The 23305-nt window shown below is 73.7% G+C and carries 25 protein-coding genes; 17 read left to right on the forward strand and 8 right to left on the reverse strand.

Annotation, left to right across the window (positions count from 1 at the left end; genetic code table 11):
• Nucleotides 1-89: 89 nt before the first annotated feature.
• The 4 genes from ligD (AB5970_RS06380) (at nt 90) to AB5970_RS06395 (ending at nt 3726) form a co-directional block, all read left to right on the forward strand.
• Complete coding sequence (ligD, locus tag AB5970_RS06380) at nt 90-1010, forward strand: non-homologous end-joining DNA ligase (RefSeq protein WP_370503181.1); 921 nt, start codon at nt 90-92, stop codon at nt 1008-1010.
• Nucleotides 1007-1885, forward strand: a complete 879-nt coding sequence (gene ligD, locus AB5970_RS06385) for a non-homologous end-joining DNA ligase (protein WP_370503079.1) — start codon at nt 1007-1009, stop codon at nt 1883-1885. Before ligD (AB5970_RS06380) ends, ligD (AB5970_RS06385) begins: the two co-directional genes overlap by 4 nt.
• A gap of 90 nt (nt 1886-1975) precedes the next feature.
• Nucleotides 1976-2536, forward strand: a complete 561-nt coding sequence (locus AB5970_RS06390) for a Dps family protein (RefSeq protein ID WP_370503080.1) — start codon at nt 1976-1978, stop codon at nt 2534-2536.
• Nucleotides 2533-3726 carry an App1 family protein gene (locus tag AB5970_RS06395; protein ID WP_370503081.1) on the forward strand — a complete coding sequence of 398 codons (1194 nt, stop codon included), beginning with the start codon at nt 2533-2535 and terminating at the stop codon, nt 3724-3726. The genes AB5970_RS06390 and AB5970_RS06395 overlap by 4 nt, the downstream gene beginning before the upstream one ends.
• Here AB5970_RS06395 and AB5970_RS06400 read toward each other — a convergent pair.
• Complete coding sequence (locus tag AB5970_RS06400; RefSeq protein WP_370503082.1) at nt 3723-3929, reverse strand: hypothetical protein; 207 nt, start codon at nt 3927-3929, stop codon at nt 3723-3725. The genes AB5970_RS06395 and AB5970_RS06400 overlap by 4 nt on opposite strands.
• A 161-nt stretch (nt 3930-4090) precedes the next feature.
• Here AB5970_RS06400 and mqo point away from each other — a divergent pair, with 161 nt between their 5' ends.
• Together mqo and AB5970_RS06410 are read left to right on the forward strand one after the other, a co-directional pair.
• On the forward strand, nt 4091-5575 hold the full coding sequence (gene mqo, locus AB5970_RS06405) for a malate dehydrogenase (quinone) (protein ID WP_370503083.1): 1485 nt from the start codon (nt 4091-4093) through the stop codon (nt 5573-5575).
• A gap of 23 nt (nt 5576-5598) precedes the next feature.
• Nucleotides 5599-5874 (forward strand): hypothetical protein, encoded by a 276-nt coding sequence (locus AB5970_RS06410; protein ID WP_370503084.1) that lies wholly within the window; start codon nt 5599-5601, stop codon nt 5872-5874.
• A gap of 14 nt (nt 5875-5888) precedes the next feature.
• On the opposite strand, the gene AB5970_RS06415 is transcribed toward AB5970_RS06410, so the two are convergent.
• From AB5970_RS06415 to AB5970_RS06425, 3 genes are read right to left on the reverse strand one after another with little or no spacing between them, the layout of a single operon-like run.
• Complete coding sequence (locus tag AB5970_RS06415; RefSeq protein ID WP_370503085.1) at nt 5889-6227, reverse strand: DUF2277 domain-containing protein; 339 nt, start codon at nt 6225-6227, stop codon at nt 5889-5891.
• A 10-nt stretch (nt 6228-6237) separates the two neighbouring features.
• Nucleotides 6238-6843, reverse strand: coding sequence for a methylated-DNA--[protein]-cysteine S-methyltransferase (locus AB5970_RS06420; protein WP_370503086.1), 606 nt, complete (start codon nt 6841-6843; stop codon nt 6238-6240).
• Complete coding sequence (locus AB5970_RS06425) at nt 6840-7310, reverse strand: RNA polymerase sigma factor (RefSeq protein ID WP_370503087.1); 471 nt, start codon at nt 7308-7310, stop codon at nt 6840-6842. Before AB5970_RS06425 ends, AB5970_RS06420 begins: the two co-directional genes overlap by 4 nt.
• Before the next feature lie 75 nt (nt 7311-7385).
• Here AB5970_RS06425 and AB5970_RS06430 point away from each other — a divergent pair, with 75 nt between their 5' ends.
• The 8 genes from AB5970_RS06430 (at nt 7386) to AB5970_RS06465 (ending at nt 17134) form a co-directional block, all read left to right on the forward strand.
• On the forward strand, nt 7386-8363 hold the full coding sequence (locus tag AB5970_RS06430) for a pirin family protein (protein ID WP_370503088.1): 978 nt from the start codon (nt 7386-7388) through the stop codon (nt 8361-8363).
• The gene (locus AB5970_RS06435) at nt 8360-8845 is read left to right on the forward strand and encodes a YbaK/EbsC family protein (RefSeq protein WP_370503089.1); all 486 of its coding nucleotides are present in this window, start codon (nt 8360-8362) and stop codon (nt 8843-8845) included. Before AB5970_RS06430 ends, AB5970_RS06435 begins: the two co-directional genes overlap by 4 nt.
• A gap of 69 nt (nt 8846-8914) precedes the next feature.
• On the forward strand, nt 8915-10597 hold the full coding sequence (locus AB5970_RS06440) for an FAD-dependent oxidoreductase (protein ID WP_370503090.1): 1683 nt from the start codon (nt 8915-8917) through the stop codon (nt 10595-10597).
• A gap of 5 nt (nt 10598-10602) precedes the next feature.
• Nucleotides 10603-12081, forward strand: a complete 1479-nt coding sequence (locus AB5970_RS06445) for an ATP-binding protein (protein ID WP_370503182.1) — start codon at nt 10603-10605, stop codon at nt 12079-12081.
• The gene (locus AB5970_RS06450; RefSeq protein WP_370503091.1) at nt 12078-12428 is read left to right on the forward strand and encodes a UBP-type zinc finger domain-containing protein; all 351 of its coding nucleotides are present in this window, start codon (nt 12078-12080) and stop codon (nt 12426-12428) included. The genes AB5970_RS06445 and AB5970_RS06450 overlap by 4 nt, the downstream gene beginning before the upstream one ends.
• Before the next feature lie 138 nt (nt 12429-12566).
• Entirely contained in the window at nt 12567-13568 is a 1002-nt protein-coding gene (locus AB5970_RS06455; RefSeq protein WP_370503092.1) for an ANTAR domain-containing protein, read from the forward strand.
• A gap of 9 nt (nt 13569-13577) precedes the next feature.
• Nucleotides 13578-15473 (forward strand): SpoIIE family protein phosphatase, encoded by a 1896-nt coding sequence (locus tag AB5970_RS06460; protein ID WP_370503093.1) that lies wholly within the window; start codon nt 13578-13580, stop codon nt 15471-15473.
• A 110-nt stretch (nt 15474-15583) separates the two neighbouring features.
• Nucleotides 15584-17134 carry an esterase/lipase family protein gene (locus tag AB5970_RS06465; RefSeq protein ID WP_370503094.1) on the forward strand — a complete coding sequence of 517 codons (1551 nt, stop codon included), beginning with the start codon at nt 15584-15586 and terminating at the stop codon, nt 17132-17134.
• Between the two features lie 3 nt (nt 17135-17137).
• Here the strand turns inward: AB5970_RS06465 and AB5970_RS06470 are convergent, their stop codons facing one another.
• Nucleotides 17138-17860, reverse strand: coding sequence for an anti-sigma factor family protein (locus tag AB5970_RS06470; RefSeq protein ID WP_370503095.1), 723 nt, complete (start codon nt 17858-17860; stop codon nt 17138-17140).
• Nucleotides 17857-18363 carry a sigma-70 family RNA polymerase sigma factor gene (locus AB5970_RS06475; RefSeq protein WP_370503096.1) on the reverse strand — a complete coding sequence of 169 codons (507 nt, stop codon included), beginning with the start codon at nt 18361-18363 and terminating at the stop codon, nt 17857-17859. The genes AB5970_RS06470 and AB5970_RS06475 overlap by 4 nt, the downstream gene beginning before the upstream one ends.
• Nucleotides 18364-18512: 149 nt before the next feature.
• Here AB5970_RS06475 and AB5970_RS06480 point away from each other — a divergent pair, with 149 nt between their 5' ends.
• The gene (locus tag AB5970_RS06480; RefSeq protein ID WP_370503097.1) at nt 18513-19031 is read left to right on the forward strand and encodes a COG4315 family predicted lipoprotein; all 519 of its coding nucleotides are present in this window, start codon (nt 18513-18515) and stop codon (nt 19029-19031) included.
• 46 nt (nt 19032-19077) lie between these two features.
• Here AB5970_RS06480 and AB5970_RS06485 read toward each other — a convergent pair whose 3' ends face one another.
• Entirely contained in the window at nt 19078-19482 is a 405-nt protein-coding gene (locus tag AB5970_RS06485; protein WP_370503098.1) for a VOC family protein, read from the reverse strand.
• Between the two features lie 157 nt (nt 19483-19639).
• Between AB5970_RS06485 and AB5970_RS06490 the strand changes: the two genes are divergently transcribed.
• Nucleotides 19640-20206 (forward strand): DUF6529 family protein, encoded by a 567-nt coding sequence (locus tag AB5970_RS06490; RefSeq protein ID WP_370503099.1) that lies wholly within the window; start codon nt 19640-19642, stop codon nt 20204-20206.
• Between the two features lies 1 nt (nt 20207).
• On the forward strand, nt 20208-20678 hold the full coding sequence (locus tag AB5970_RS06495) for a Rieske (2Fe-2S) protein (protein ID WP_370503100.1): 471 nt from the start codon (nt 20208-20210) through the stop codon (nt 20676-20678).
• Between the two features lie 96 nt (nt 20679-20774).
• Here the strand turns inward: AB5970_RS06495 and AB5970_RS06500 are convergent, their stop codons facing one another.
• Complete coding sequence (locus AB5970_RS06500; RefSeq protein WP_370503101.1) at nt 20775-23138, reverse strand: arylsulfatase; 2364 nt, start codon at nt 23136-23138, stop codon at nt 20775-20777.
• Nucleotides 23139-23305 lie beyond the last annotated feature (167 nt).

Consider the following 23305-nt stretch of genomic DNA (forward strand, 5'->3'; position numbering starts at 1 on the left):
CCGTGTCCTCCGTCGATGGCTGCAGGGCGTGTTCCGTCCAGACCGCGCCGCGCGCGACCTTCCATGGGCAGGATGGACCCGTGGAGCCCATGCTCGCCACCCCTGCGACCGGTCCGGCGGAGCTCCCGCGCGGGCCCGAGTGGGCGTTCGAGGTCAAGTGGGACGGCGTCCGGGCGCTCGCGGACACCACGTCGGGGCACCTGCGGCTCTGGAGCCGCAACGAGCGCGAGATCACCGCGGCCTACCCGGAGCTGGCCGGCCTGGCGGCGCTGCAGGGTGCCGTGCTCGACGGCGAGATCGTCCTCATGGCCGACGGCATCCCGTCGTTCAGCGCCCTGGCCGAGCGGATGCACGTGCGCGACCCCCGGCGGGCCGAGGCGCTCGCGGCCCAGCGCCCGGTGACGTTCCTCGTCTTCGACGTGCTGCGCCTGTACGGCGTGGACCTGACCCGCAGCACCTACGACGAGCGCCGCGAGACGCTCTCCCGGCTCGAGCTGCCCGACCGGGTCGAGGTCTCCCCCGTGTACCCGGACGGCGCGGAGCTGTGGGAGGTCACCAAGACGCTGGGGCTCGAGGGGGTCGTCGCCAAGCGCCGGTCCTCCGTCTACCAACCCGGCCGCCGGTCGCCCGACTGGGTCAAGGCGCCGCACCGGACCACGCGCGCCGCCCTGGTCGGCGGGTGGCGCGAGGAGACGACCGGCTCCGGCCGGCTCGGAGCCGTGCTCTTCGGCGCCCGGGACGCCGACGGCGCGCTGCGCTACCTCGGGCGGGCCGGCAGCGGTCTGACGGGCAAGCGGGCCGCGGAGCTGCAGCGGTTGCTCGAGCCGCGGGCGGACTCCCCGTTCGACGACGAGGTGCCGCCGATCGACGCGCGCGGCACCCGGTGGGTCGAGCCGACGGTCGTCGTCGACACCCTCTACCTGACCCGGACGCCGACCGGACGGCTCCGCCAGCCGGTGGTGCGCGGCGTGCGCACCGACACCGACGCCGACCCCTGGGAGCAGCCATGACACCCGAGCGGCAGATGGTCGACGTGGAGGGCCGGCAGGTCCGCGTCAGCCACCTGGAGAAGGTCATGTACCCGTCGACGGGCATGACCAAGGCCGAGGTCATGAACTACCTCGTGCAGGTCGCGCCCGCCCTCCTGGCTCAGCTGCGTGATCGTCCGGTCACCCGGATCCGGTGGCCCGACGGGGTCGCCGGCGAGAAGTTCTTCGAGAAGAACACCCCGCGCGGAGCGCCCGACTGGGTGCGCCGCCAGACGCTGCGCGCCGCGCCCGGCGCCGAGGACGAGGGAGCCGAGCTCGAGCTGCCGTTCCTCGACGACCTCGCCGGACTGGTCTGGGCCGCGAACCAGGGCGCTCTCGAGCTGCACACGCCGCAGTGGCGCGTGGGTCCGCGTGGCAAGATCCACCGGCCCGACCGGCTGGTGGTGGACCTCGACCCCGGGGCACCCGCGGGGCTGGCGGAGTGCGCGACCGTGGCGCACCTGGTGGCGGACCGGCTGCGCGAGGACGGCCTGGCCACCACGGTGCCGGTGACCTCCGGGAGCAAGGGCATGCAGCTGTACGCGCCCCTGCCGGGCACGCAGAGCGTGCTGGAGATCCGGCAGTACGCGCGCGACGTCGCCTACGAGATCGCGGCCGCCCACCCCGGCCAGGTCGTCGCGGTGATGAAGAAGGACATCCGCGGCGGCAAGGTGCTCATCGACTGGTCGCAGAACCACCCGGCGAAGACGACGATCACGCCGTACTCGCTGCGCGGCCGCGACGCGCCCCATGTGGCGGCGCCGCGGTGGTGGGACGAGATCGGGCCCGGGCTCGCCCAGCTGACCCCCGACGAGGTGGCGGCCCGCTACGCCGAGCGCGGAGATCCGTTCGCCTGAGGCCTCTCGGATGGCGGGCCGCTGCGACCTTTGGCAGCGTGGAGGCCAGGCGGGCAGAAACTCCCGCGCACCCGCATCGAAGGAGCCCTCATGGCGCTGCCCAAGTACACCGTCCCGTCCCTCACCCTCCAGCAGGGGGCCGACGTCGCCGCGGTGCTCCAGCAGCGCCTGGACGCCCTCAACGACCTGGCCCTGACGCTCAAGCACATCCACTGGAACGTGGTCGGCCCGCACTTCATCGCGGTGCACGAGATGCTCGACCCGCAGGTGGACGCCGTGCGGCTCATGGTCGACGCGATCGCCGAGCGGATCGCGACCCTGGGCGTGGCGCCGGTCGGCACCCCCGGCCAGCTGGTGAAGAACCGGACGTGGGAGGACTACTCCCTCGGGCGCGACAGCGCGATCGCCCACCTCGGCGCCCTCGACGTCGTGTACATCGGCGTCATCGAGGACCACCGCAAGGCGGCCGACGACGTCGAGGAGACCGACCCCGTCACCAACGACCTGCTCATCGGGCACCTGCACGAGCTCGAGCTGTTCCACTGGTTCGTGCGCGCCCACCTCGAGTCCGCCGGCGGCGTGCTCACCACCGGCAACGCCCAGACCGAGAAGACCGCGGCCCGGAAGGCGTCGGCGAAGGACAGCGCGTGACCGCATCCCCCAGCGCCCGGCCCGTCGTCGAGTCCGGCGGCGGGCCGGTGCTTCGAGCCGCCCGCCCGGGCGGACCCTCGCAGGCGTCGACCAACCCCGCCTCGTCGGTCCCGCGCACGCACCTGGCCGCGCGGCTCGAGAACGGGTTCGACCGCGCGGTGGCCTACCAGCTGCGGCGGCGGGGCTGGACCGTGCGGATCGAGCCGTACGCCGGCTACGGCGCCACGGGGTGGGTGCGGGTGCTGGCCCGCACGCTGCTCGCCGCGCCGCACGTGCGCGACGCCGACCTGCCGGGTGCCGGCGGCGCCGCGCAGGCCGGCACGCGCTCGGCGACGGCCCTGCGGGGCTGGCGCAGCTTCGCCACCGCCCAGGTCTCCGGCGCCGAGCTCGAGGTGCAGGTGGGCGGCCGGACGCACCGCGTGGTGACCGACCGCGGCGGGTACGTCGACACCGTCCTCGAGTCCGACCTGGCGCCCGGCTGGCACGACGTCGGGCTCACCACGGCCGACGGCTCCACGGCGACGGCGCCCGTGCACGTGATCGGGCCCGACGTGCGGCTCGGGATCGTCAGCGACATCGACGACACGGTCATGGTGACGCGCCTGCCCCGCCCGTTCGTCGCGGCGTGGAACGTCTTCCTGCGGCACGAGAACGCCCGCGAGGCCGTGCCGGGGATGGCGCGGCTGTACCAGGAGCTCCGCGCGGGCGACCAGGAGGTGCCCGTCGTCTACCTGTCGACCGGCGCCTGGAACGCCGCGCCGACGCTCGCCCGCTTCCTGCGGCGGCACCGCTACCCCGCCGGTCCCCTGCTGCTCACGGACTGGGGCCCGACGAACAGCGGCTGGTTCCGCAGCGGGCCCGCCCACAAGGTGGCCCAGCTGCGCCGCCTGTTCGCCGAGCTGCCGGACGTCCGGTGGGTGCTGGTCGGCGACGACGGCCAGCGCGACCCGCAGATCTACGCGGGCGCTGCGCAGCACCACCCCGACCACGTGCGGGCGATCCTGATCCGCCAGCTCACGTTCGCCGAGCACGTCCTGGCGCACGGCGTGCCGGTGCCGTCCACCGACTCGGTGCGCGCCGAGCAGCAGGCGGCCAGCCGCCCGGACGGCATCCCCGTGGTCCAGGGCGAGGACGGGCAGGCGCTGCGGCGCGGTCTGCGGGACCAGGGCCTGGACCTGCGTCGGGGCTAGAGACGCTCGGGGTCGTCCCACTCGTCGTTGCTGGCGATGGCCTCGTCGTCGGCCTCGAGCTCGACGGCGTGGAGCGACCGCGGTCCGCGGTCGGGGTTGCCACCGGATCGTGCGTCGGCGGCATCGAGCTCGGCCTGGGCAGGCTCACGGTCGGCGAGGTGCTCGGCGGAGGGGTCGGACGTCAGGTCGCGGTCGCGGCTCATGCTTTGGTTCTACCCCGCGTCGACCCCCGATGCACGCGCGGACCACCCCCTGGTCGACGCCGTCCCGCCGAGGCGCGGCGCGGCGCTCCCCCGGCGCGCGTGGGGAAGATCACACGCCCCCGGGGGGAGAGGTATCTCGACGTCAACATACGATCCAGGGCGTGCCAGAACGCGAAGAGATCGTCGACGTCGTCCTCGTCGGGGGCGGGATCATGAGCGCCACCCTCGCTGCGCTCATCACCACGCTCGAGCCCACGTGGACCGTCGAGATCCACGAGCGGCGCCCCGAGCTGGCGCAGGAGAGCTCGAACGCCTGGAACAACGCCGGCACGGGCCACGCGGCGCTCTGCGAGCTCAACTACACGCCCGAGCGGGCCGACGGCACGATCGACATCGCCAAGGCCGTGACGATCAACGAGCAGTTCGAGCTCTCGCGCGAGCTGTGGCACCACCTGGCCACGCACGACCGCCTGCCGGGCGGCGACGGCTTCCTGTCGACCACCCCGCACATGACCTTCGTGCGCGGCGCGGACAACGCCGACTACCTGCGGCGACGGTTCGAGACGCTGCGCAAGCACCCCCTCTTCTCCGACCTCGAGTTCAGCACGGACCCGGCGCAGATCGCGCAGTGGGCCCCGCTCCTGGTGGACGACCGCGACCCGTCGGAGCCCGTCGCCGCCACGCGCGCGGCCGCCGGCACCGACGTGGACTTCGGCCGCCTGACCCGCGCGATGGTCGCCGACGCCGTCGAGCGCGGGGCGCGCCTGCACCTCGAGTCCGAGATCACGCGGCTCCGGCAGAAGAAGGACGGCACGTGGTCCCTGCGCGTCGCCGACCGCCGCTGGAACGGCCACGTGCGCAGCCGCAAGGTCTCCGCGCGTTTCGTGTTCATCGGCGCCGGTGGCGGCGCGCTGCCCCTCCTGCAGAAGTCCGGCATCCGCGAGGCCAAGGGCTTCGGCGGCTTCCCGATCAGCGGCCAGTTCCTCAAGACCACCAACCCGGAGATCGTCGCGCGGCACCAGGCGAAGGTGTACGGCAAGGCCGACATCGGCGCTCCCCCGATGTCGGTGCCGCACCTGGACACCCGCGTGGTCGACGGCGGGACGGCGCTGCTCTTCGGCCCGTACGCGGGCTGGAGCATGAAGTTCCTCAAGAACGGCTCCTGGACCGACCTGATCCGGTCGATCCGGCCGGGCAACCTCGTCCCCATGATCGCCGTGGGTCTGCGCAACCTGGACCTGGTCAAGTACCTGGTGGGCGAGGTCACCGCCACGGAGACCGACCGCCTGCGCACGCTGCGCGCGTTCATGCCGACCGCCCACCCCCGCGACTGGGAGCTGGTCACGGCCGGCCAGCGCGTGCAGGTCATCAAGAAGGACCCGGCCACGGGCGGCGTGCTGGAGTTCGGCACCGAGCTGGTCACGTCCGCCGACGGCACGATCGCCGGCCTGCTGGGCGCCTCGCCCGGGGCGTCGACCGCGGTGGCCACCATGCTCGACCTGCTGGACCGGTGCTTCCCCGACCGCGCGGACGCCTGGCAGCCGCGCCTGCGCGCGATGATGCCGAGCCTCGGCGGCGGCGAGTGGGACGAGTCGTTCGAGCTCGACCAGCTGGTGGAGGACGAGCAGATCCGGTCCGAGCACTGACCGTCCTGCACCAGGATGGGGTCATGGCCGACCCCCTGGAGAACCCCGTCGAGGCCGTGAGCGCCGAGATGCGCCACGCGAAGGTGCGCGCCGCCACGGAGCACACGACCGTCGGTCAGGTGACCCCGACGGCCGACGGCCGCGTGACGATCGCGTGCGCGTGCGGCATGGAGCTCACCAACGGACCCACCTGGTCGCTGGACGAGCACATCCGGCTGCACCGGGCCGAGGCACGGTTCCTGGCGCTCGCCGCGGTCGCGCCCGACGGCATCCCCCGCCTGGTGCGCTGGCCCCTCTAGGCCCCGCCGGGCGCTCAGGACCCGACGTGCTCGAGCTCGTCGTCGTGCTCGTGCGGCAGCCCGAGCTCGTGCGCCCGCTCGTGCGCCTCGCGCGCCGCGATCCGCGCCTGGACGTCGGCCCGGCGCAGCGGCGGGACGGTGGTCGGCGGCTGGCGGCGGGCCGGGAGCTCGTCGAGCAGCCGCGCGGTGATCGCGGCCACCTGGCGGACGGCGTCCTCGAACGGCTCACGGGTCGCGTCGCTCAGCGACTGCACCCCGGTCACCTTGCGGACGTACTGCCGCGCGGCGGCCTCGATCTCCTCGGTGGTGGCGGGCGGCTCGAGCCCGCGGAGCGTGGTGATGTTCCGGCACATGGCCCCGACGCTACGCCGCCGCACCGACGGCCGTCTCGAGCGCGAGCAGCGCGACCTTGGCGTCGGCGCCGCCCGCGTACTGCCCGGGAGAGCCGTCCGAGCGCACCACCCGGTGGCACGGCAGGACCAGCGGCAGGGGGTTGAGCGCGCACGCCGTGCCGACGGCCCGGACCGCTCGCGGGCTGCCCGCCAGGCCGGCCATCGCCGCGTAGCTGGCGGTCCGTCCGTAGGGGATCTCGGGCAGGTGCAGGACGACGTCGCGGCGGAAGCCGCGCAGCAGCCGCAGGTCGAGCGGCACGTCGAACACGGTCCGGCGCCCCGCGAAGTACTCGTCCAGCTCGCGCGCCACGTCGTCCAGCTGCCCCGGCGCCTCCAGGACGCGCGGGCTCACGGTCTGCGCGAGCCCCTGCAGCACCGCGTCGTGGTCCTGGACCGCGAACGCGACCCGGACCAGCCCCTGCGGCGTCCGCGCGAGCAGCAGGCTGCCCACGGGGCTGTCGACGGTGCGGAAGGCGACGTCCAGCAGCCCCTGCGAGGCGGCTCGGGCCGCGAGATCCCGGCGCAGCCGGGCGAGGTCGGTCTCGTCCACCCGGGGGAACAGGTCGTCGGTGCTCATCGGTCCTCCTGATCGGTCATGGTCCGTCGCAGGGCGGCGACGCCGTCCGAGCCCGCCCGCCGCGCGGCCGCGGCCGTCCCGCCGACCAGGGCGGCGACGTCGTCGTAGGGCAGCCCGCCGAGGTGGTGGTACGCCACGACGTGCCGCTGCTTGGTGGGCAGCGCGGCCACCGCCGCCCAGAGGTCGAGGTCGCGCCCGCGGGGAGCCTCCGGGCGGTCCGGGACGTCGGCCACGGGCACGGCGTGCCGCGCGGCACGCCGCACCACGTCGATCGCCTTGCGGTGGGCGATCGTGACCAGCCACGCCTCCACGTTGGCGTCGGCGGGCAGGTCGGGGTAGGCGCGCAGGGCGGCCAGGAACGTCTCGGACCACGCGTCGTCGGCGTCCACGGGTCCGACGACCGCACGGCACACGCGCAGCACCGTGGGCCCGTGGACGACGACCACACGCTCGAAGGGTTCCTTCACGCTCACAGTGTGCAGACGCACCAGGTCCTCCGTGTGTGAGGTCCGACTCCCGCCGTGCCTCCTAGGGTGGGACGCATGACGAACCTCGAGGTGCGGCCGGTGCCGGAGGTGTGCGACCTCGTGCCCTCGCACGGACCCGTGGTCGAGCTGCTGGAGGCGCGGGACGTCCCGCTCGGCGGGGTCCGGGCGATGCGGGTGCGCCGCACGCTCCCCCAGCGCGCCCTGCCCATGGTGGGGGCGTGGTGCTTCCTCGACGAGTTCGGCCCCCAGCGCGTCGACATGCGCGTGCTCCCCCACCCGCACACCGGCCTGCAGACCGTGACGTGGCCGGTCGCGGGCGAGATCCTGCACCGCGACAGCGTCGGGTCGGAGGTGGTGGTGCGCCCGGGCCAGCTGAACCTCATGACCGCCGGGCACGGCGTCGCGCACTCCGAGTTCTCCCTGGGCGACGAACCGCTGCTGCACGCCGTCCAGCTCTGGGTCGCGCTGCCGGACGGGGTGGCCGACGGCCCGCCCGGGTTCGAGCAGGTGGGCGACCTGCCGGTGTGGGAGGCGCCCCGGGCGCGCGCGACCGTGTTCGTCGGCGACCTGGACGGGACGTGGTCGCGAGCACGGGTGCACACGCCCCTGCTCGGTGCCGAGGTGGTGCTCGGCGCGGGCGCCGACATCGAGGTCCCGCTGGTGCGCGGGTTCGAGCACGCGGTGCTGCTGCTGGGCGGCACGGCCGAGGTGGCGGGCACGCCGCACACCACGAGCGGGCTGCTGTACCTGGGCGACGGGCGCGACCACGTCCGGGTGCGGTCGCAGGACGGGGCGCGGCTCCTGCTGCTGGGCGGCGCGCCGTTCGCGCACGACCTCGTCATGTGGTGGAACTTCGTGGGCCGCGACCACGCCGACATCGCCCGGGCGCGCGCCGACTGGGAGTCCGACGAGCGCGCCGAGCGCTTCGGGCAAGTGGCCGGTCACGACGGCGCGCGGATCCCCGCCCCCGACCTGCCGAACATCCGCCTCCAGCCGCGCCGGCGGCTCCCCCGCACCCCGGAGACCCCGTGACCGACCTGTCCCACCTGCCCACCCGCTCCCAGCTGGTCGCTGCCGCCCTGACCGACGCCGGCGTGCGCGGCGAGGTCGTGGAGCTGCCCGACTCGGCCCGGACCGCGGCCGAGGCCGCCGCGGCCGTGGGCGTCGACGTGGGCGCGATCGCCAACAGCCTGGTGTTCTGGGCCGACGACCGGCCGCTCCTCGTGCTGACGAGCGGCCGGCACCGCGTGGACACCGCCGCGCTGGCGCGGCAGCTGGGCAAGGCGCACGTGGGCCGCGCGACGCCGGACCAGGTGCGGGCCGCGACCGGGCAGGCGATCGGGGGCGTCGCCCCGCTGGGCCACCCGGAGCAGCTGGAGACGGTGATCGACGTCGCGCTGGCCGAGCACCCGCAGGTCTGGGCCGCCGGCGGCACGCCTCACACGGTGTTCCCGACGACCTTCGACGAGCTCGTGCGGATCACGGGCGGCGCGGCGCTCGTCGTCGGCGACTGACGCCCGTCGCGCGACGGATGCGCGGCGGCGGCACCGCGGCACAGACTGGGCACGACGAGAGGGGACCAGATGGTGCAGGCGACAGGGGACGAGCAGCGCAGGCCCGCGCTCCTGACGGTCGACGACGACCCGGCGGTGTCCCGCTCCGTGGCACGTGACCTGCGGCGACGCTACGGCGACACGTACCGCGTGGTGCGCGCCGACTCCGGCCCGGAGGCGCTCGAGGCCCTCCGCGAGCTCAAGCTGCGCGGCGAGCAGGTGGCCGTGCTGCTGGCGGACCACCGGATGCCCGTCATGACCGGCATCGAGTTCCTCGAGCAGGCGATGGACATCTACCCCCAGGCGCGGCGCGTCCTGCTGACGGCGTACGCGGACACGGACGTCGCCATCGACGCCGTGAACGTGGTCGACCTCGACCACTACCTGCTCAAGCCGTGGGACCCGCCGGAGGAGAAGTTCTACCCGGTGATCGACGCGCAGCTCGAGGCGTGGACCGCCAACCCGCCCAAGGCCGTCGCCCAGACGAAGGTGGTCGGGCACCGCTGGTCGGCGCGGTCGTCGGAGGTCCGGGAGTTCCTCGCGCGCAACCAGGTCCCCTACCGCTGGTACGCGAGCGACAGCCCCGAGGGGCGCGTGCTGCTCGACGTCGCGGGCACGGACGACGCCACCCTGCCCGTCGTCATCACCGCCGACGGCACCGTGCTGGTGGCACCGACCGACGGCGACCTCGCGGCGCAGGTGGGCCTGTCGGTGAACCCGTCCGAGCGGTTCTACGACCTCGTGGTCATCGGCGGCGGCCCGGCGGGCCTCAGCGCGGCGCTCTACGGCGCGTCCGAGGGGCTGCGCACCGCGCTCGTCGAGCGGTCGGCCACCGGCGGCCAGGCCGGCCAGAGCTCCCGCATCGAGAACTACCTCGGCTTCCCCGACGGCGTCTCGGGCGCCCAGCTCACGGAGCGGGCCCGACGCCAGGCGCTCAAGTTCGGCGCCGAGATCGTGATGACCCGCGACGCCGTCGGGCTCGAGGTGCACGGCGCGGCCCGGTCGGTGCGGTTCGACGACGGCAGCACGGTCGACGCGCACACCGTGATCGTGGCCAGCGGCGTGGCCTACCGCGAGCTCGACGGGCCCGGGATCGGTGCCCTGACCGGCCGGGGCGTCTACTACGGGTCGGCGCTCACCGAGGCGACCGCGTGCACCGACCAGGACATCTACGTGGTCGGCGGCGCCAATTCCGCGGGCCAGGCGGCCATGTATCTGTCGCGGCACGCCCGGTCGGTCACGCTCGTGGTGCGCGCCGAGTCGCTGGTGCAGTCGATGTCGCGGTACCTCATCGAGCAGGTCGAGGGGAACCCACGGATCCGGGTGCGCACGCGGTCCGAGGTGGTGGAGGCCGTCGGCGACGACCATCTCGAGCGGATCGTGCTGCGCGACACCGTCAGCGGGGAGAAGGAATCGGCGGACACCGGTTGGTTGTTCGTGTTCATCGGGGCCGCCCCGCTGACCACCTGGCTCGACGGCACCGTGACCCGTGACCAGCACGGCTTCGTCTGCGCCGGTCACGACCTGCTGGTCGAGGGCAAGGTGCCGGACACCTGGCCGCTCGACCGGCCGCCGTACCACCTGGAGACGAGCGTCCCCGGGGTCTTCGCGGCCGGCGACGTGCGCGCCGAGTCCGCCAAGCGCGTGGCCTCCGCCGTCGGCGAGGGCGCCATGGCCGTGATGCTCGTCCACCGCTACCTGGAGCAGCTGTGACCACCATGCAACCGACCACCGCACCGATCGCGGCGACCATCCGGACCCACCTGGCGTGCGACATCGACGAGCTGCGGACCCTGTTCCTGTTCGAGCACCTGAGCGACGAGCAGCTGCTCTGGCTCTGCGGCCACGGGCACGTCGAGTTCATCGAGCCGGGCGTGCTCTACCGGGAGGGCGACCCGGCGACCGACTTCTACGTCATGCTCTCCGGCTCGGTGGCCCTGTACCGGCGGGTCGGCGCCGACGACGTCGAGGTGGCCCGGACCGGGCAGGTCGGGGTCTACGCGGGTGCGTGGGCGGCGTACCTGGGCGACCGCGTGCCGCAGACGTACTCGCAGACGCTGCGGGTGCTCGAGCCGTCGCGCTACTACGTGCTGGCCGCCGCCGACTTCGCGGCGTTCATGAACGACTGGTTCCCCATGGCCGTCCACCTGCTCGAGGGCCTGTTCTTCGGGCAGCAGAGCTCGCAGGCCGCGATCGGGCAGCGTGAGCGGCTGCTCGCGCTGGGATCGCTGTCGGCCGGCCTCACGCACGAGCTGAACAACCCCGCGGCGGCGGCCACGCGGGCGACCGCGACGCTGCGCGAGCGGGTCGCCGGGATGCGGCACAAGCTCGCGATGATCGCCTCCGGGCCGTACGACCGCGACCAGCTCGCGCAGATCATCCACCTGCAGGAGAAGGCCGTCGCCGCCCTGAAGCGCGCCCGCGCCGCCGACGGCAAGCGGACCGCGCTCGAGGTGTCCGACCTCGAGGACGAGCTGGCCGACTGGATGACCGACCACGGCATCTCGGGCGGGTGGGAGCTCGCCTCCGCGTTCGTCGCGGCCGACCTGGGCACCGCGTGGCTGGACATGGTCGCCGCCTACGTCGGCGACGAGGTGCTCGAGGGCGCGGTCCGCTGGCTGTCGTACACGCTCGAGACCGAGTCGCTCATGAACGAGGTCGAGGACGCCACCGCCCGGATCTCGTCGCTGGTCGGCGCCGCCAAGCAGTACTCGCAGATCGGCCGCGCGCCCGACCAGACGGTCGACGTGCACGAGCTGCTGGACAGCACGATCACCATGCTCGAGCGCCAGCTGGGCGACGGGATCACCGTGGTCCGCGCCTACGACCGCAGCCTGCCGCCCATCCACGTCTTCGCGGCCGAGCTCAACCAGGTGTGGACCAACCTCATCGACAACGCGGCGCAGGCGATGGACGGCCACGGCACGCTGACGCTCACCACCCGCCGCGTCGACGACTGGCTCGAGGTCGAGGTCGCCGACACCGGGCCGGGCATCCCCGACGCCGTCGTCGGGCGGATCTTCGAGCCGTTCTTCACCACCAAGCCGGTCGGCTCGGGCACGGGCCTGGGCCTGGACATCTCGTGGCGGATCGTCGTCGGCAAGCACCACGGCGACCTGTCGGTCACCTCCGAGCCGGGCGACACGCGGTTCCGGGTCCGGCTGCCCTACACCTCGACGGAAGGACCCACACCGTGACCGAGACCGAGGCCGTCATCGACCCCACCGTCCCGCCGAGCGGCACGGGCTGCGTCGAGTGCGACCAGGTGGACGGCTGGTGGTTCCACCTGCGCCGGTGCGCCACCTGCGGGCACATCGGCTGCTGCGACACCTCTCCCTCCCAGCACGCGAGCGCCCACTACCGCGAGACCGGTCACCCGGTCGTGCGGACGTTCGAGCCCGGCGAGGACTGGTTCTGGGACTACCCCGCCGGCGACTACACGGACGGTCCCCCGCTGGCGGCGCCCGAGCACCGGCCCGTCGAGCAGACCGTGCCGGGACCGGCGGGACGCGTCCCCGACGACTGGCGCCGCCAGCTCCACTGAGCCTCGACGGGCTGCCGCCGCGATCCTGACATACGCTGCGGGACGCAGGTCGGCGGGCCCCAGCGTCCGTCGGACGCGCCGGGTTCAGCCACGAGCCCACGAGAGCTCCCGCCCCACGAGGGCATCGCGGAGGACGTCGTGCCCACCCCTACCCACTCCCCCGCCCAGGTCGGTCGTTACCGGTACACGCCGCCGACCGGCCGCTGGTGGTGGTCGGACGGCATGTACGTGGTCCACGGCATGGCGCCCGGCGACGTGGTGCCCACGCTGGCCCTCATGTCGCGGCACATGCACCCGCAGGACCGGGCCCGGGTGATGGACGCCCTCGGGCAGTGCGGTCTCGACGGTGAGCCGTTCGGCTGCCAGTACCGCCTGCTCGACCTCGGCGGCGCGGAGCACTGGGTCACGCTCACCGGTGCCGGTGAGCCCGGCGAGGACGGCCAGCGCACCGTCACCGGGTTCCTGGTGGACGTCACGGCCGCCCAGCGCGACGCCGTGGCGCACCGCGTGAACGAGGAGCTCACCCAGGCGCTGCGGTCGCACGCCGTGATCGACCAGGCCAAGGGCGCGTTCATGCTCGGCTACGGGATCGACGGCGACGCGGCGTTCGAGCTGCTGCGGTGGGGGTCCCAGCAGCGCAACGTCCGGCTGCTCACCCTGGCCGAGCGCATCGTCGCGGCGGTCGAGGGCGGCGGCGGGCTGGGCTCGGACACGCGGCAGCGGCTCGACGACTTCTTCTTCGCCAGCCTCACCGACGCCCCGGCCGAGGCGGCCGCGGGCACCAGCCCCGGTCTGCGCGCCACGTTCGACACCACGGGGGACGTGCCGGTGGTCCGCGTCGAGGGGCCGGTCGACCTGGCCACGGCCCACGAGCTCACCGCCGCTGTCACCCAGCTGATGATCGCCGCCCGGGAGGCCGGCGCCATGGTGGTCGACCTGCGCCTGGTGTCGCACCTCGGCTCGGTCGGTGTGTCCGCCCTGACGGCCGCCCACCGGCGGAGCGCGTCCGCAGGTGTGAGGATGCGTATCGTGCTCTCCCCCGGGACCAGCCTCGGGCTGGCGGGAGCGCACGGCCTGGACGTGATCAGCGCACCCGCCGACGAGGTGCCCACGCTCGACCAGGCAGCGCCTGCGGGCTGAGGAGGGCGGATGGCGGCAGAGGGGTACGTCGACCAGGACGCGGTCCTGCGCGCGTTCGACGCCTCCCCCGGCGTCCAGCTCGTCGTGCGGGCGACCGACCTGCGCATCGTGGCCGCGAACCGCGGGGCGCGTGACACGTTCCAGCGGGGCGCCCTGCTCGACCTGAGCCTGCACGACCTGCGCGACCCCGGGTTCCAGCCGCTCGTGGCGGCTCTGACCGACGTCGTGCGCACCGGAGAGTCGTTCCACGACGACCAGGTGCCGGTGGTGGCCGACTGGTCCGACCCCGCCTCGGGCACGTGGCTCGACCTGACGGTCACGCCTTGGCACGACGACGCCGGGGCGGTCGCGGGCGCCGTCGCGGCGGGGACCGACGTCACCACCCGCCTGCGGGCCGCGCAGCTCGAGCGGTCCGGCGCGGCGACCGCCGACCACCGCCTGGCCCGCGCCCGCGAGGTCGTCCTGCGCCTGCAGGGCGCGCTGCTGCCGTCGACCGTCCCGCTCCTGCCGCGGGTGGACGTCGCGGCGTCCTACCTGGTCGCGGGGCTCGAGCAGGCCGCGGGCGGCGACTGGTTCGACTCCGCGACGCTGCCCGACGGCCGCGTCAGCCTGAGCGTCGGCGACGTGGTCGGGCACGGCGTCGAGGCCTCCGCCATCATGAGCCAGCTCCGGGCGGTGCTGGCCGCGCGCCTGCTCGAGGGTGCCGGGATCCTGCCGGCGCTCGAGGCCGTCGAGGCGTTCGCGGGGCGCGTCTCGGGCGCGTTCGCCGCCACCCTGTGCGTCGCCCTGCTCGACCCCCACACCGGCGCCCTCGAGTACGCCACCCGCGGGCACCCCGCGCCGCTGGTGGTCGGCCCGGACGGCGCGCACCTGCTGCCGACGACGGGCGACGGCCCGCTGGGCTCGCGGTCGGACGGCCGCGTCGCCACGGCGACCCTGGGCGACGGCGAGGCGATCGTCCTGTTCACCGACGGCCTGGTCGAGAACACCCACCGGCCGCTGCGGGACGGGCTCGCCGAGCTGGAGCGCACCGCCGTCGAGGCCTACTCCGACACCCGCGGCGGTGCCTCGGTGGCGGGGCGCATCTGCCAGCAGCTGCCCGCTGTGCTCGTCGACGACGGGTTCACCGACGACGTGACCGTGCTGGCGGCCCACCGTCGGCCGGCCCCCGACCCCCTCGAGCTGCGGGTCGCCGCGGACCCGGGCCAGCTCGCGCGGGTCCGCGCCGCCGTCGACTCGTGGGGGCTCGGCGTCGGGATGGGGTCGCGCGACCGCTCGGCGCTCGTCCTCGGGGTGAGCGAGGTGATGGCGAACGCGGTCGAGCACGCCTACCGGGACACCCGCGGCGGGCTGGTCGAGGTGCGCGCGACCATCCGGGACGACGCGATGATCGAGGTGGTGGTCCGCGACCACGGCCGGTGGCGCGAACCCGACCGGGACCCGGGCGAGCGCGGGCGGGGCTTCAGCATGATGGCCTCCGCCGGCCTGCTGGTGGGCGTCGCGACCGGCGACGACGGCACGGTCGTCACGCTGGAGTGCCCCGCCCGGCGCCCCGCGCCCGTGGACCAGGCCGACGCCGTCTCGGAGGCCGTGACCGGCGCGACCGCCCCGCTGGCGCTCAGCGCCGAGCCGTCCGACGCGCACGTGGTCCGCGTGGGTGGGGCCGTCGACCACCGGTCGGGCGCGGCGCAGATGCAGGCCGAGGTGCTTCGCCGGTCCCGCAACGGCCTGGTGCCCGTCACCGTCGACCTGCGCGACGTCGTCCACCTCGGCAGCGCCGGGGTCAGGGTGCTGGAGTCGCTGCTGCGGACGGTGGACCACCTGCAGGTCGTCGCGCCGCCGGGTTCGCCGGCCGCCCAGACCCTCGACGTGGCCGGCACGCCCTTCCTCTCGTCACGGCCCTGATCCCCTGGGACGATCACGTATCGGCGATCGTCCCGCCCGCTCCTTCTCCTCGGGCACCGGCGCGACGACGCGTCCTTCCCACCGACGAGGGTGCACACGGAGGAGCTCAGATGAGTGACCAGACCGGCGGCAGGCTCCCGGTGATCTACGTGCGCGGCTTCGCCGGCGGTCCGTCCGGCATCAACACCGCGGTCGACGACCCGTTCTACGGGTTCAACGAGGGGTCGGTCCAGGTGCGGGTGGACGACACCGACCGTCCGGCGTTCCACCAGTTCGAGAGCCCGCTGCTGCGGCTCATGATCGACCACGGGTACCAGCTGCTGGTGCAGGGCAACCAGAGCGCGTACCTCGAGCAACGGCCGGACCGGACGATCGACCCGGCGACCATCTGGGTGCACCGGTTCTACGACGAGTTCGCCCCGAACCTCACCAAGGACCCCAACGCGTTCAGCATCGAGCGGGCCGCCGAGAGCCTGTTCGACCTGGTCACGCTGGTGCGGCGCAAGACCGGCGCCCCGCGGGTGTTCCTGGTGGCCCACTCCATGGGCGGGCTGATCGTGCGGTCGATGATCCAGAAGATCGCCCCCGAGAAGACCGACGGGTCGCCCGACGCCGCCAAGGCGTTCGTCGACCGGGTGTTCACCTACGCCACGCCCCACGGGGGCATCGAGTTCGCGATCGGGTTCGGCGCGCTCGAGAAGCTGCGCGACCTGACCGGCCTCGCGGGCGCGGACATCTTCGGGCCGGCGCGGATGTACCAGTACCTGACCCCGCTGGCGTCGACCAAGAAGCGGGTCCCGGACGGCTGGGACGCCACGGTCATGCCCGAGGACGGCTTCCCGACCGACCGGTTCTTCTGCCTGGTCGGTACCAACTCCACGGACTACACCACGGCTCTGGGCCTGTCCGCCAAGGCCGTCGGCGCCCGCAGCGACGGCCTGGTCCAGATCGAGAACGCCTACGTGAAGGGCGCGCCGCGCGCGCTGGTGCACCGCAGCCACTCGGGCCGGTTCGGCATCGTCAACTCCGAGGAGGGCTACCAGAACCTGCAGCGGTTCCTCTTCGGAGACGTGCAGGTGCGGGCCCAGCTCACCGACGTGGTGGTCCCCGGCACGCCTGACGACGACACGGTCTGGCAGCTGGAGACGTCGCTGTCGATCCGCGGGCTGCCGGTCGTCCTGCACGAGCAGAGCACGGCCCACCTGTGCCCCATCCAGCTGGAGCGCCCGAAGGCCCCCGACACCACGAGCACCCCGATCCCCCTGGTGCGCACCTACCTGTCGACCAAGGCCAGCCGGCCGGACGTGCCCACCATGCGCCACGTGCTGCAGCTGCGGCTGCTCTCGCTGCGCAAGAAGGACCACCTGCTCTCGTTCCTCGACCACCTCGAGCAGACCGCCGACTGGTCCGACGTGCTGGTCGTCGACATCGAGTTCCACCCCGACGGTGCTCCCCCGCGCTCCTGGGCCGTGTGGAACTCGTCGCTGGGCACGGCGATCCGCGACTGGGAGCCCGACCGGGCCAGCGACCAGCAGCTCCAGGACCTCGACTCGACCACGGGCAGCTGGCTGGCGAAGATCCAGCTGCCGGTCGCGGCGCGCCAGCTGCTCGGGCACGACGCCGCGATCACCCTCGCGGTGGACGGCCGCCAGCCCGCCTGACGGTCAGGTCTGCGCGGCCGCCAGCGGTGCGTCCGAGCCGGCCACCCGGATCTCCACGCGGCGGATGGTGTCGGTGTCGATGCTCGACGACGCGCCGAGCCCGTGCGCGCCGGCGTTGCGCGCCAGCCAGGTGGCGACCACGGTGCTCGTGCCGGTGTCGTCGACGAGCACGAGCTCGTACGTCGGGCCCGTCCCGTCCGCCCACGCGTCGGCCGGGTAGCGGCACTCCCAGTCGATCCGGGTGCCCCAGCCCTTCTTCTGCAGCGTGAGGTCCGCGCTCACCGCCACGGCACCGACCGGCTCCAGCTCCAGCGCGGTGACCTGCGCGGTCGACGACGGCGACGCCTCGGGCGTGCCCGCCGGCCGGTCGACCAGCGAGCCCGCGGCGCCGCCGATCACCAGCAGCGCGGCCGCGGCCGCGGCGAGCCAGCCGTTCCGGCGCCGCCGGGCGCGGCGGGCCGCGTGCGCGACCGACGCCAGCTGGACCACCTCCGCCTGGGCCTCGACCGCGCTGCCGAGCGCGGCCGCGTCCTGCGGCGAGACCATCCGCAGCAGCCCCGGCATCCCCGCCAGCTCCGCCACGGACGCGCGGCACGACGCGCACGTGCGCAGGTGCTCCTCGAACGCGCGCCGGTCCTCGGAGTCGAGCGCACCGAGGACGTACGCCGCGTCCCAGTCACGGAACGCGTCGTCACCTTGCCGCTCGTCGACCTCCCGCCCGGTCATGCCGAGACCCCTCTCTCCTGCAGTGCGAGGCGCAGCGCGCGCAACGCGTAGTGCATGCGTGACTTCACGGTGCCCTCGGGGATCTGGTGCTCGCGCGCCAGCTCCGCCACCGACCGCCCGCCGTAGTAGGCGCCCACCACGACGGCCCGGTGCTCGGCCGTCAGCTGCTCGAGCGCGTCGGCCACCAGCCAGCTGTCGAGCACGGCCTGCGTCGCGTCCGGCTGGGGCGTGTCGGGGGCCTGGTCGGTGGTCCGCTCGCGCACGTGGCGGGCGCTGCGGCGGTCGTCGATCACGAGGTTCCGCACGACCGTGTACAGCCAGGCCCGGGTGGCGCCGTCCTCGCGCTCCAGCACCTCCGGGTGCTTCCACGCCCGCACCATGGCCTCCTGGACCACGTCCTGCGCCAGCGCGTGGTCGCCCGTGAGCCGCACGACGTAGCTCTGCAGCGGGCGCGCGTACGCCTGGTGGAGCGCGCGCAGGAGCGCGTCAGCTTCCTCGGCCACGCCACCTCCCACTGTGCTCGATGCCAGTCCTACTCCCTCTACGGCGCAGGTGCCGCCGAGGTTCACCGCGCGTTGAACCTCGCTCCGCCCGGCACCGTGGTCCCAGGTAGCAGGAGCAGGGGCCCTGCTACCGACCAGAGGAGATCATCGTGAGACGGACCATCCTGTTCTCGATCACCGCGCTCGTGGCTGCCGCCGGCCTGACGGCCTGCGGGGGCGGTGGCTCGGGGAACGACACGTCGGGGGGCTACGGGAGCTCGTCCCCCACGAGCGAGTCGTCGACGCCGGCCGAGTCGCCCGCGGCGGCCGCGAGCACCGACCTCTCGACCGCGGAGACCTCGCTCGGCACCGTCGTGGTCGACGGCAAGGGCATGACCGCGTACTTCTTCCTCAAGGACACCAAGGGCTCCGGCACCAGCGCGTGCTCGGGTGACTGCGCGGCCGCGTGGCCCGCCATCACCACGGACAACGCCACCCCGACCGTCACGGGCGTGACGGGCGAGGTCGGGACCATCACCGGGACCGACGGGAAGATGCAGATCACCATCGACGGACGCCCGATCTACACGTTCGCCAACGACAAGGCGCCGGGCGACGTCAACGGCCAGGGCCTCAACAGCGTCTGGTACGTCATCGCGCCCGACGGCACGGAGATCGACAGCGACTGACCGGGCGGGGTGGAGGCGACGGTCGTGCGACCGCCGCCCACGCCCGTCAGCCGGTCGCGACCGACGCGTCCGTCTCGACGTTGAGGATGTTGCCGTCGGGGTCGGCGAACCAGACCGAGCGCATGGAGCCGTCCGCGTCGGACAGCACGCCGTCGGTCCACGTGGCGTCGCCGGGCATGTCGAACGTCTGGAACGTCACGCCCGCGGTGCGCAGCGCGTCGATCTCGGCGTCGAACGCGTCGCCCGGTACCTGGAAGGTGATCGCGGTGGCCTTGTTGGTCCCCGCGAACGAGGACGGGTACACCAGGAACCCGCCGTTGGACGTCCGGTAGACCACTCCCTCGGGCATGTCCCCGACCGAGCTGAAACCGAGCGTCCCTTCGTAGAACGAGCGCGCCTTGTCCATGTCCGTGACGGCGAGGACGGGCAACGCGGCGTGCGCGGAGAGCATGGGGCCTCCAGTGCGGGCCAGCCGTCCGTCGGCGGGCCGGCGGATCGACGCTAGGACGCCGCCGGACGGACGTCCAGGGGCCCTGCACATGTGTGCAACGACTCACCCGGTCCCCGGGGGCTATCGCTCGGCACCCACGGAGCACCACCATCGACGGGTGGGCACCGACGCGCAGGCGGCCGCACGGCCGGCGCAGTGGGGGCTGGCGGCGCTCGGCGCGGTCGGTCTGGCGGTCGCGGCCGCTCTCGCGGCCTACGCCCGGGTGCACCCCGGCGACGGCGCGGCGCTCACCACGCTCGGGTTCAGCGGGATGCTCCAGATGAAGGCGTGGCTGACCACGGCCGCGACGGTGCTCGTCGTGGTCCAGGTGCTCTCCGCGCTGGCGATGTGGGGCAGGCTGCCGGGCGTCACCGACCCGCCCGCCTGGGTCACCGGCCTGCACCGGTGGACCGGCGTCGTCGCGTTCCTGCTCACGCTGCCCGTCGTCTTCCACTGCGTCTGGTCGCTCGGCTTCGAGGACGGCTCGACCCGCGTGATCCTGCACTCGGTGGCGGGCTGCGTGTTCTACGGCGTGTTCGCGGCGAAGATGCTGGCGCTGCGCCTGCCGGGCCTCCCGTCGGCGACCGTGCCGGTGCTGGGCGGCCTGCTGGCCGGGGTGCTCGTGGTGCTCTGGTTCTCCTCCGCGTTCTGGTTCTTCGGCCAGTCCGGTTACGCGAGCTACTGACGTGGCCGGTCCGGAGGTCACCCGCCGCTCGGTGCTCGAGGGCGCCGGCGTCGCGCTCGTCGCCGGCACCGCCGGCTACGTCGGCTTCGTCGCGCTCGGTCCCGCGCCGGGCTCCCACGACGCGAGCGGCTCGGGCGACGACGGCTACTCCGGAGGCGGCGACAGCTCCGGCAATGGCAAGGGCTCGGGCCCGCTGGCCGCGGTCGACGACGTGCCCGACGGCGGCGGGCTCGTGCTGACCGACGAGAAGCTGGTGCTGACCCGCCAGGGCTCGACGGTGCACTGCTTCGACGCGGTCTGCACGCACCAGGGCTGCCTCGTCGGCGGCGTGAGCGGCGGCAGGATCCACTGCCCCTGCCACGGGAGCGCGTTCGACGCCACGACCGGTGCCGTGGTCCAGGGCCCGGCCACCAAGCCGCTCGAGGCGGTGCAGATCGTGGTCACCGACCAGGGTGAGGTGGAGCGCGCGTGAAGTCCTTCTGGCACCGGCTGCCGACGTGGGTGTGGATCGCCGGAGCTGCGGCGACAGCCGGGGCGCTGCTGGCGGCGCTGCGCTGAGCCGCTGCGGCTACTGCCGCGCCATCGCGACCCGCAGGCGCTCCTCGGGGTCGATGACGTGGTCGTGGTCGTCGACCCCGAGGTCGATCTGCACCCAGTGGATCTTGCCGGTGAACCGGCTGGTGGCGGCCGTGTAGTCCGTGCTCACCGTGGTGCCCGACTCGTAGCCGACGTCGGTGGTCTCGTCGGCCGAGAAGATCATGGGTTGCGTCAGGGCGACCCGGCCGGACCCGACGGCCGTCCCGTCGTAGTACAGGGTCACCAGGCCGCCCTTGGCCAGCCCGCCGCCGTCGTAGGCGAACTCCATCCGCACCTGGTGCAGGCCGGACGGGATCGGGGCGTCCGCCACGACGGGGAACTCGTGGATGCCGAGCACGTTGTAGACGAACTTGGCGCGGCCGCCGGTCGCGTAGAGGCTCCAGCCGCCGAAGCGGCCGCCCTGCGCGATGATCACGCCCTCGACGCCCCCCGCCGGCGCCACCACCTCGGCGGTCACGGAGAACGACTTGTTCTTGATGCTGACGACGCTGTTCTCCGAGAGCCGTCCCATGCCGGGGAACAGCTGCTGCGACCTGCCGTGGATGAGCGTCGGGCGGCCCGCCAGCGACGGCTCCAGCCGCTCGGCGCCCCGGTCGTCCATCGGCAGCACCTGGTACTTCGTCGCCTCGATCAGCCAGAGCCGCTGCAGTCTCGCGAGCACGTCGGGGTGCTCGGCGGCGAGGTCGCGGGCCTGGCTGTAGTCGGTCGAGCCGTCGTAGAGCTCCCACACGTCGTCGTCGAACGGCGGGAGCGCGCCGGTCATGATCCACGGCGTGCGGTGCTTGGTGACCGCGCTCCAGCCGCGGTGGTAGATGCCCCGGTTGCCGAACATCTCGAAGTACTGCAGGTCGTGCCGCTCGGGCGCCTCGGGCTGGTCGAAGGTGTACAGCATGCTCGTGCCCTCCAGGGGCGACTGCTGCACCCCGTTCACCATCGTGGGCTCGGGCAGGCCCGCGGCCTCGAGGATCGTCGGTGCGAGGTCGATGACGTGGGTGAACTGCGACCGCAGGCCGCCGGCGTCGGTGATGCCGTGCGGCCAGTGCACGATCGTCCCGTTGCGGGTCCCGCCCCAGTGCGAGGCCACCTGCTTGGTCCACTGCAGGGGCGAGTTCATGGCCCACGCCCAGCCCACCGAGTAGTGGTTGTAGGAGCTGGGCGACCCGAGCTCGTCGAGCTTGCTCAGCAGGAACTCGGGCGTCTCGATGGCCGCCATGCCGTTGAAGTTGGCCATCTCGTTGAACGAGCCGTTGAGCGTGCCCTCGGCCGACGCGCCGTTGTCGCCGACGATGTAGTACACGAGCGTGTCGTCCAGCACGCCGAGGTCCTCGATCGCGTCGACCAGCCGTCCGACGTGGAAGTCGACGTGCTCGAGGAACGCCGCGTACACCTCCATCTGCCGGGCCAGGACGGGCTTGAGCTCGTCGGGCATGTCCGCCCACGCCGGGATCTCCGCGTGCCGGGCGGTCAGCTCGGTGCCCGGGGGGACCACGCCGAGCTCCAGCTGCCGAGCGAACGTGCGCTCCCGCTGCACGTCCCAGCCGTCGTCGAACCGGCCGGCGTACTTCTCGATCCACTCCGGCGGGACGTGGTGCGGGGCGTGCGTGGCACCGGGCGCGAAGTAGAGGAAGAACGGCCTGTCCGGCATCAGGGCCTTCTGCTGACGGACCCAGCTCACCGCGTGGTCCGCCAGGTCCTCGGTCAGGTGGTAGCCCTCCTCGGGGGTGGCGGGGGGCTCGACCGCGGTCGTGCCCGAGTACAGGGCGGGGTCCCACTGGTTGTTCTCGCCGCCGATGAACCCGTAGAACGTCTCGAACCCGCCGCCGCCGGACGGCCACGCGTCGAACGGGCCGAGCGGGGACGACTGCCAGACCGGCACCTCGTGGCACTTGCCGAACTGCGCGGTCGAGTACCCGTTGAGCTTGAGGGTCATGGCCAGCGGCGCCTTGGTGTTGGGCCGCAGCGAGCTGTTGCCCGGCGCCGACGTGGCCGTCTCCGTGATGCTGCCCATGCCGACCGAGTGGTGGTTGCGGCCGGTGAGCATCGCCTGCCGGGTGGGCGCGCACAGCGCGGTGGTGTGGAACCGGTTGTAGCGCAGCCCTCCGGCGGCCAGCCGCTCGGCGGTCGGGGTCGCGCACGGGCCGCCGAACGCGCTGGACGCTCCGAAGCCCACGTCGTCGAGCAGCACGATCACGACGTTCGGAGCACCGGGCGGCGGGAGCAGCGGCTCGATCGGCGGGAAGGCGGTGTCGGGGTCCTTCGCGTCGTACGTGGTCAGGCCCGGGGCGCGCCGGTCCGGGATGGGCAACATGGTCCGGGCGTGCCGATCCGCACTCATCCGAGGCTCCTTCGCCGGGGTACCGCGCCCGTTCGGCGGGCTCGGCCCGACATCGACCGTACCGGTGCGCCATTCCCGGCAAAAGACCCCTGTCGGGCACCGGGAGGCGCTGCTACGTTCACCAGAGAAGGGCACGTCAGCAGCAGCGATACGGCAGCGCGGGAGAG

This window comes from Cellulomonas sp. ICMP 17802 (assembly GCF_041295535.1).
In the GTDB taxonomy this organism is placed as follows: Bacteria; Actinomycetota; Actinomycetes; order Actinomycetales; family Cellulomonadaceae; genus Cellulomonas.

Bases quoted from the DNA above. Each gene is read 5' to 3' on its own strand.
- ligD (WP_370503181.1), top strand. From the start codon at position 90: ATGCTCGCCACCCCTGCGACCGGTCCGGCGGAGCTCCCGCGCGGGCCC.
- ligD (WP_370503079.1), top strand. From the start codon at position 1,007: ATGACACCCGAGCGGCAGATGGTCGACGTGGAGGGCCGGCAGGTCCGC.
- AB5970_RS06390 (WP_370503080.1), top strand. From the start codon at position 1,976: ATGGCGCTGCCCAAGTACACCGTCCCGTCCCTCACCCTCCAGCAGGGG.
- AB5970_RS06400 (WP_370503082.1), bottom strand. From the start codon at position 3,929: ATGAGCCGCGACCGCGACCTGACGTCCGACCCCTCCGCCGAGCACCTC.
- AB5970_RS06410 (WP_370503084.1), top strand. From the start codon at position 5,599: ATGGCCGACCCCCTGGAGAACCCCGTCGAGGCCGTGAGCGCCGAGATG.
- AB5970_RS06415 (WP_370503085.1), bottom strand. From the start codon at position 6,227: ATGTGCCGGAACATCACCACGCTCCGCGGGCTCGAGCCGCCCGCCACC.
- AB5970_RS06420 (WP_370503086.1), bottom strand. From the start codon at position 6,843: ATGAGCACCGACGACCTGTTCCCCCGGGTGGACGAGACCGACCTCGCC.
- AB5970_RS06430 (WP_370503088.1), top strand. From the start codon at position 7,386: ATGACGAACCTCGAGGTGCGGCCGGTGCCGGAGGTGTGCGACCTCGTG.
- AB5970_RS06440 (WP_370503090.1), top strand. From the start codon at position 8,915: ATGGTGCAGGCGACAGGGGACGAGCAGCGCAGGCCCGCGCTCCTGACG.
- AB5970_RS06445 (WP_370503182.1), top strand. From the start codon at position 10,603: ATGCAACCGACCACCGCACCGATCGCGGCGACCATCCGGACCCACCTG.
- AB5970_RS06460 (WP_370503093.1), top strand. From the start codon at position 13,578: ATGGCGGCAGAGGGGTACGTCGACCAGGACGCGGTCCTGCGCGCGTTC.
- AB5970_RS06465 (WP_370503094.1), top strand. From the start codon at position 15,584: ATGAGTGACCAGACCGGCGGCAGGCTCCCGGTGATCTACGTGCGCGGC.
- AB5970_RS06470 (WP_370503095.1), bottom strand. From the start codon at position 17,860: ATGACCGGGCGGGAGGTCGACGAGCGGCAAGGTGACGACGCGTTCCGT.
- AB5970_RS06485 (WP_370503098.1), bottom strand. From the start codon at position 19,482: ATGCTCTCCGCGCACGCCGCGTTGCCCGTCCTCGCCGTCACGGACATG.
- AB5970_RS06500 (WP_370503101.1), bottom strand. From the start codon at position 23,138: ATGAGTGCGGATCGGCACGCCCGGACCATGTTGCCCATCCCGGACCGG.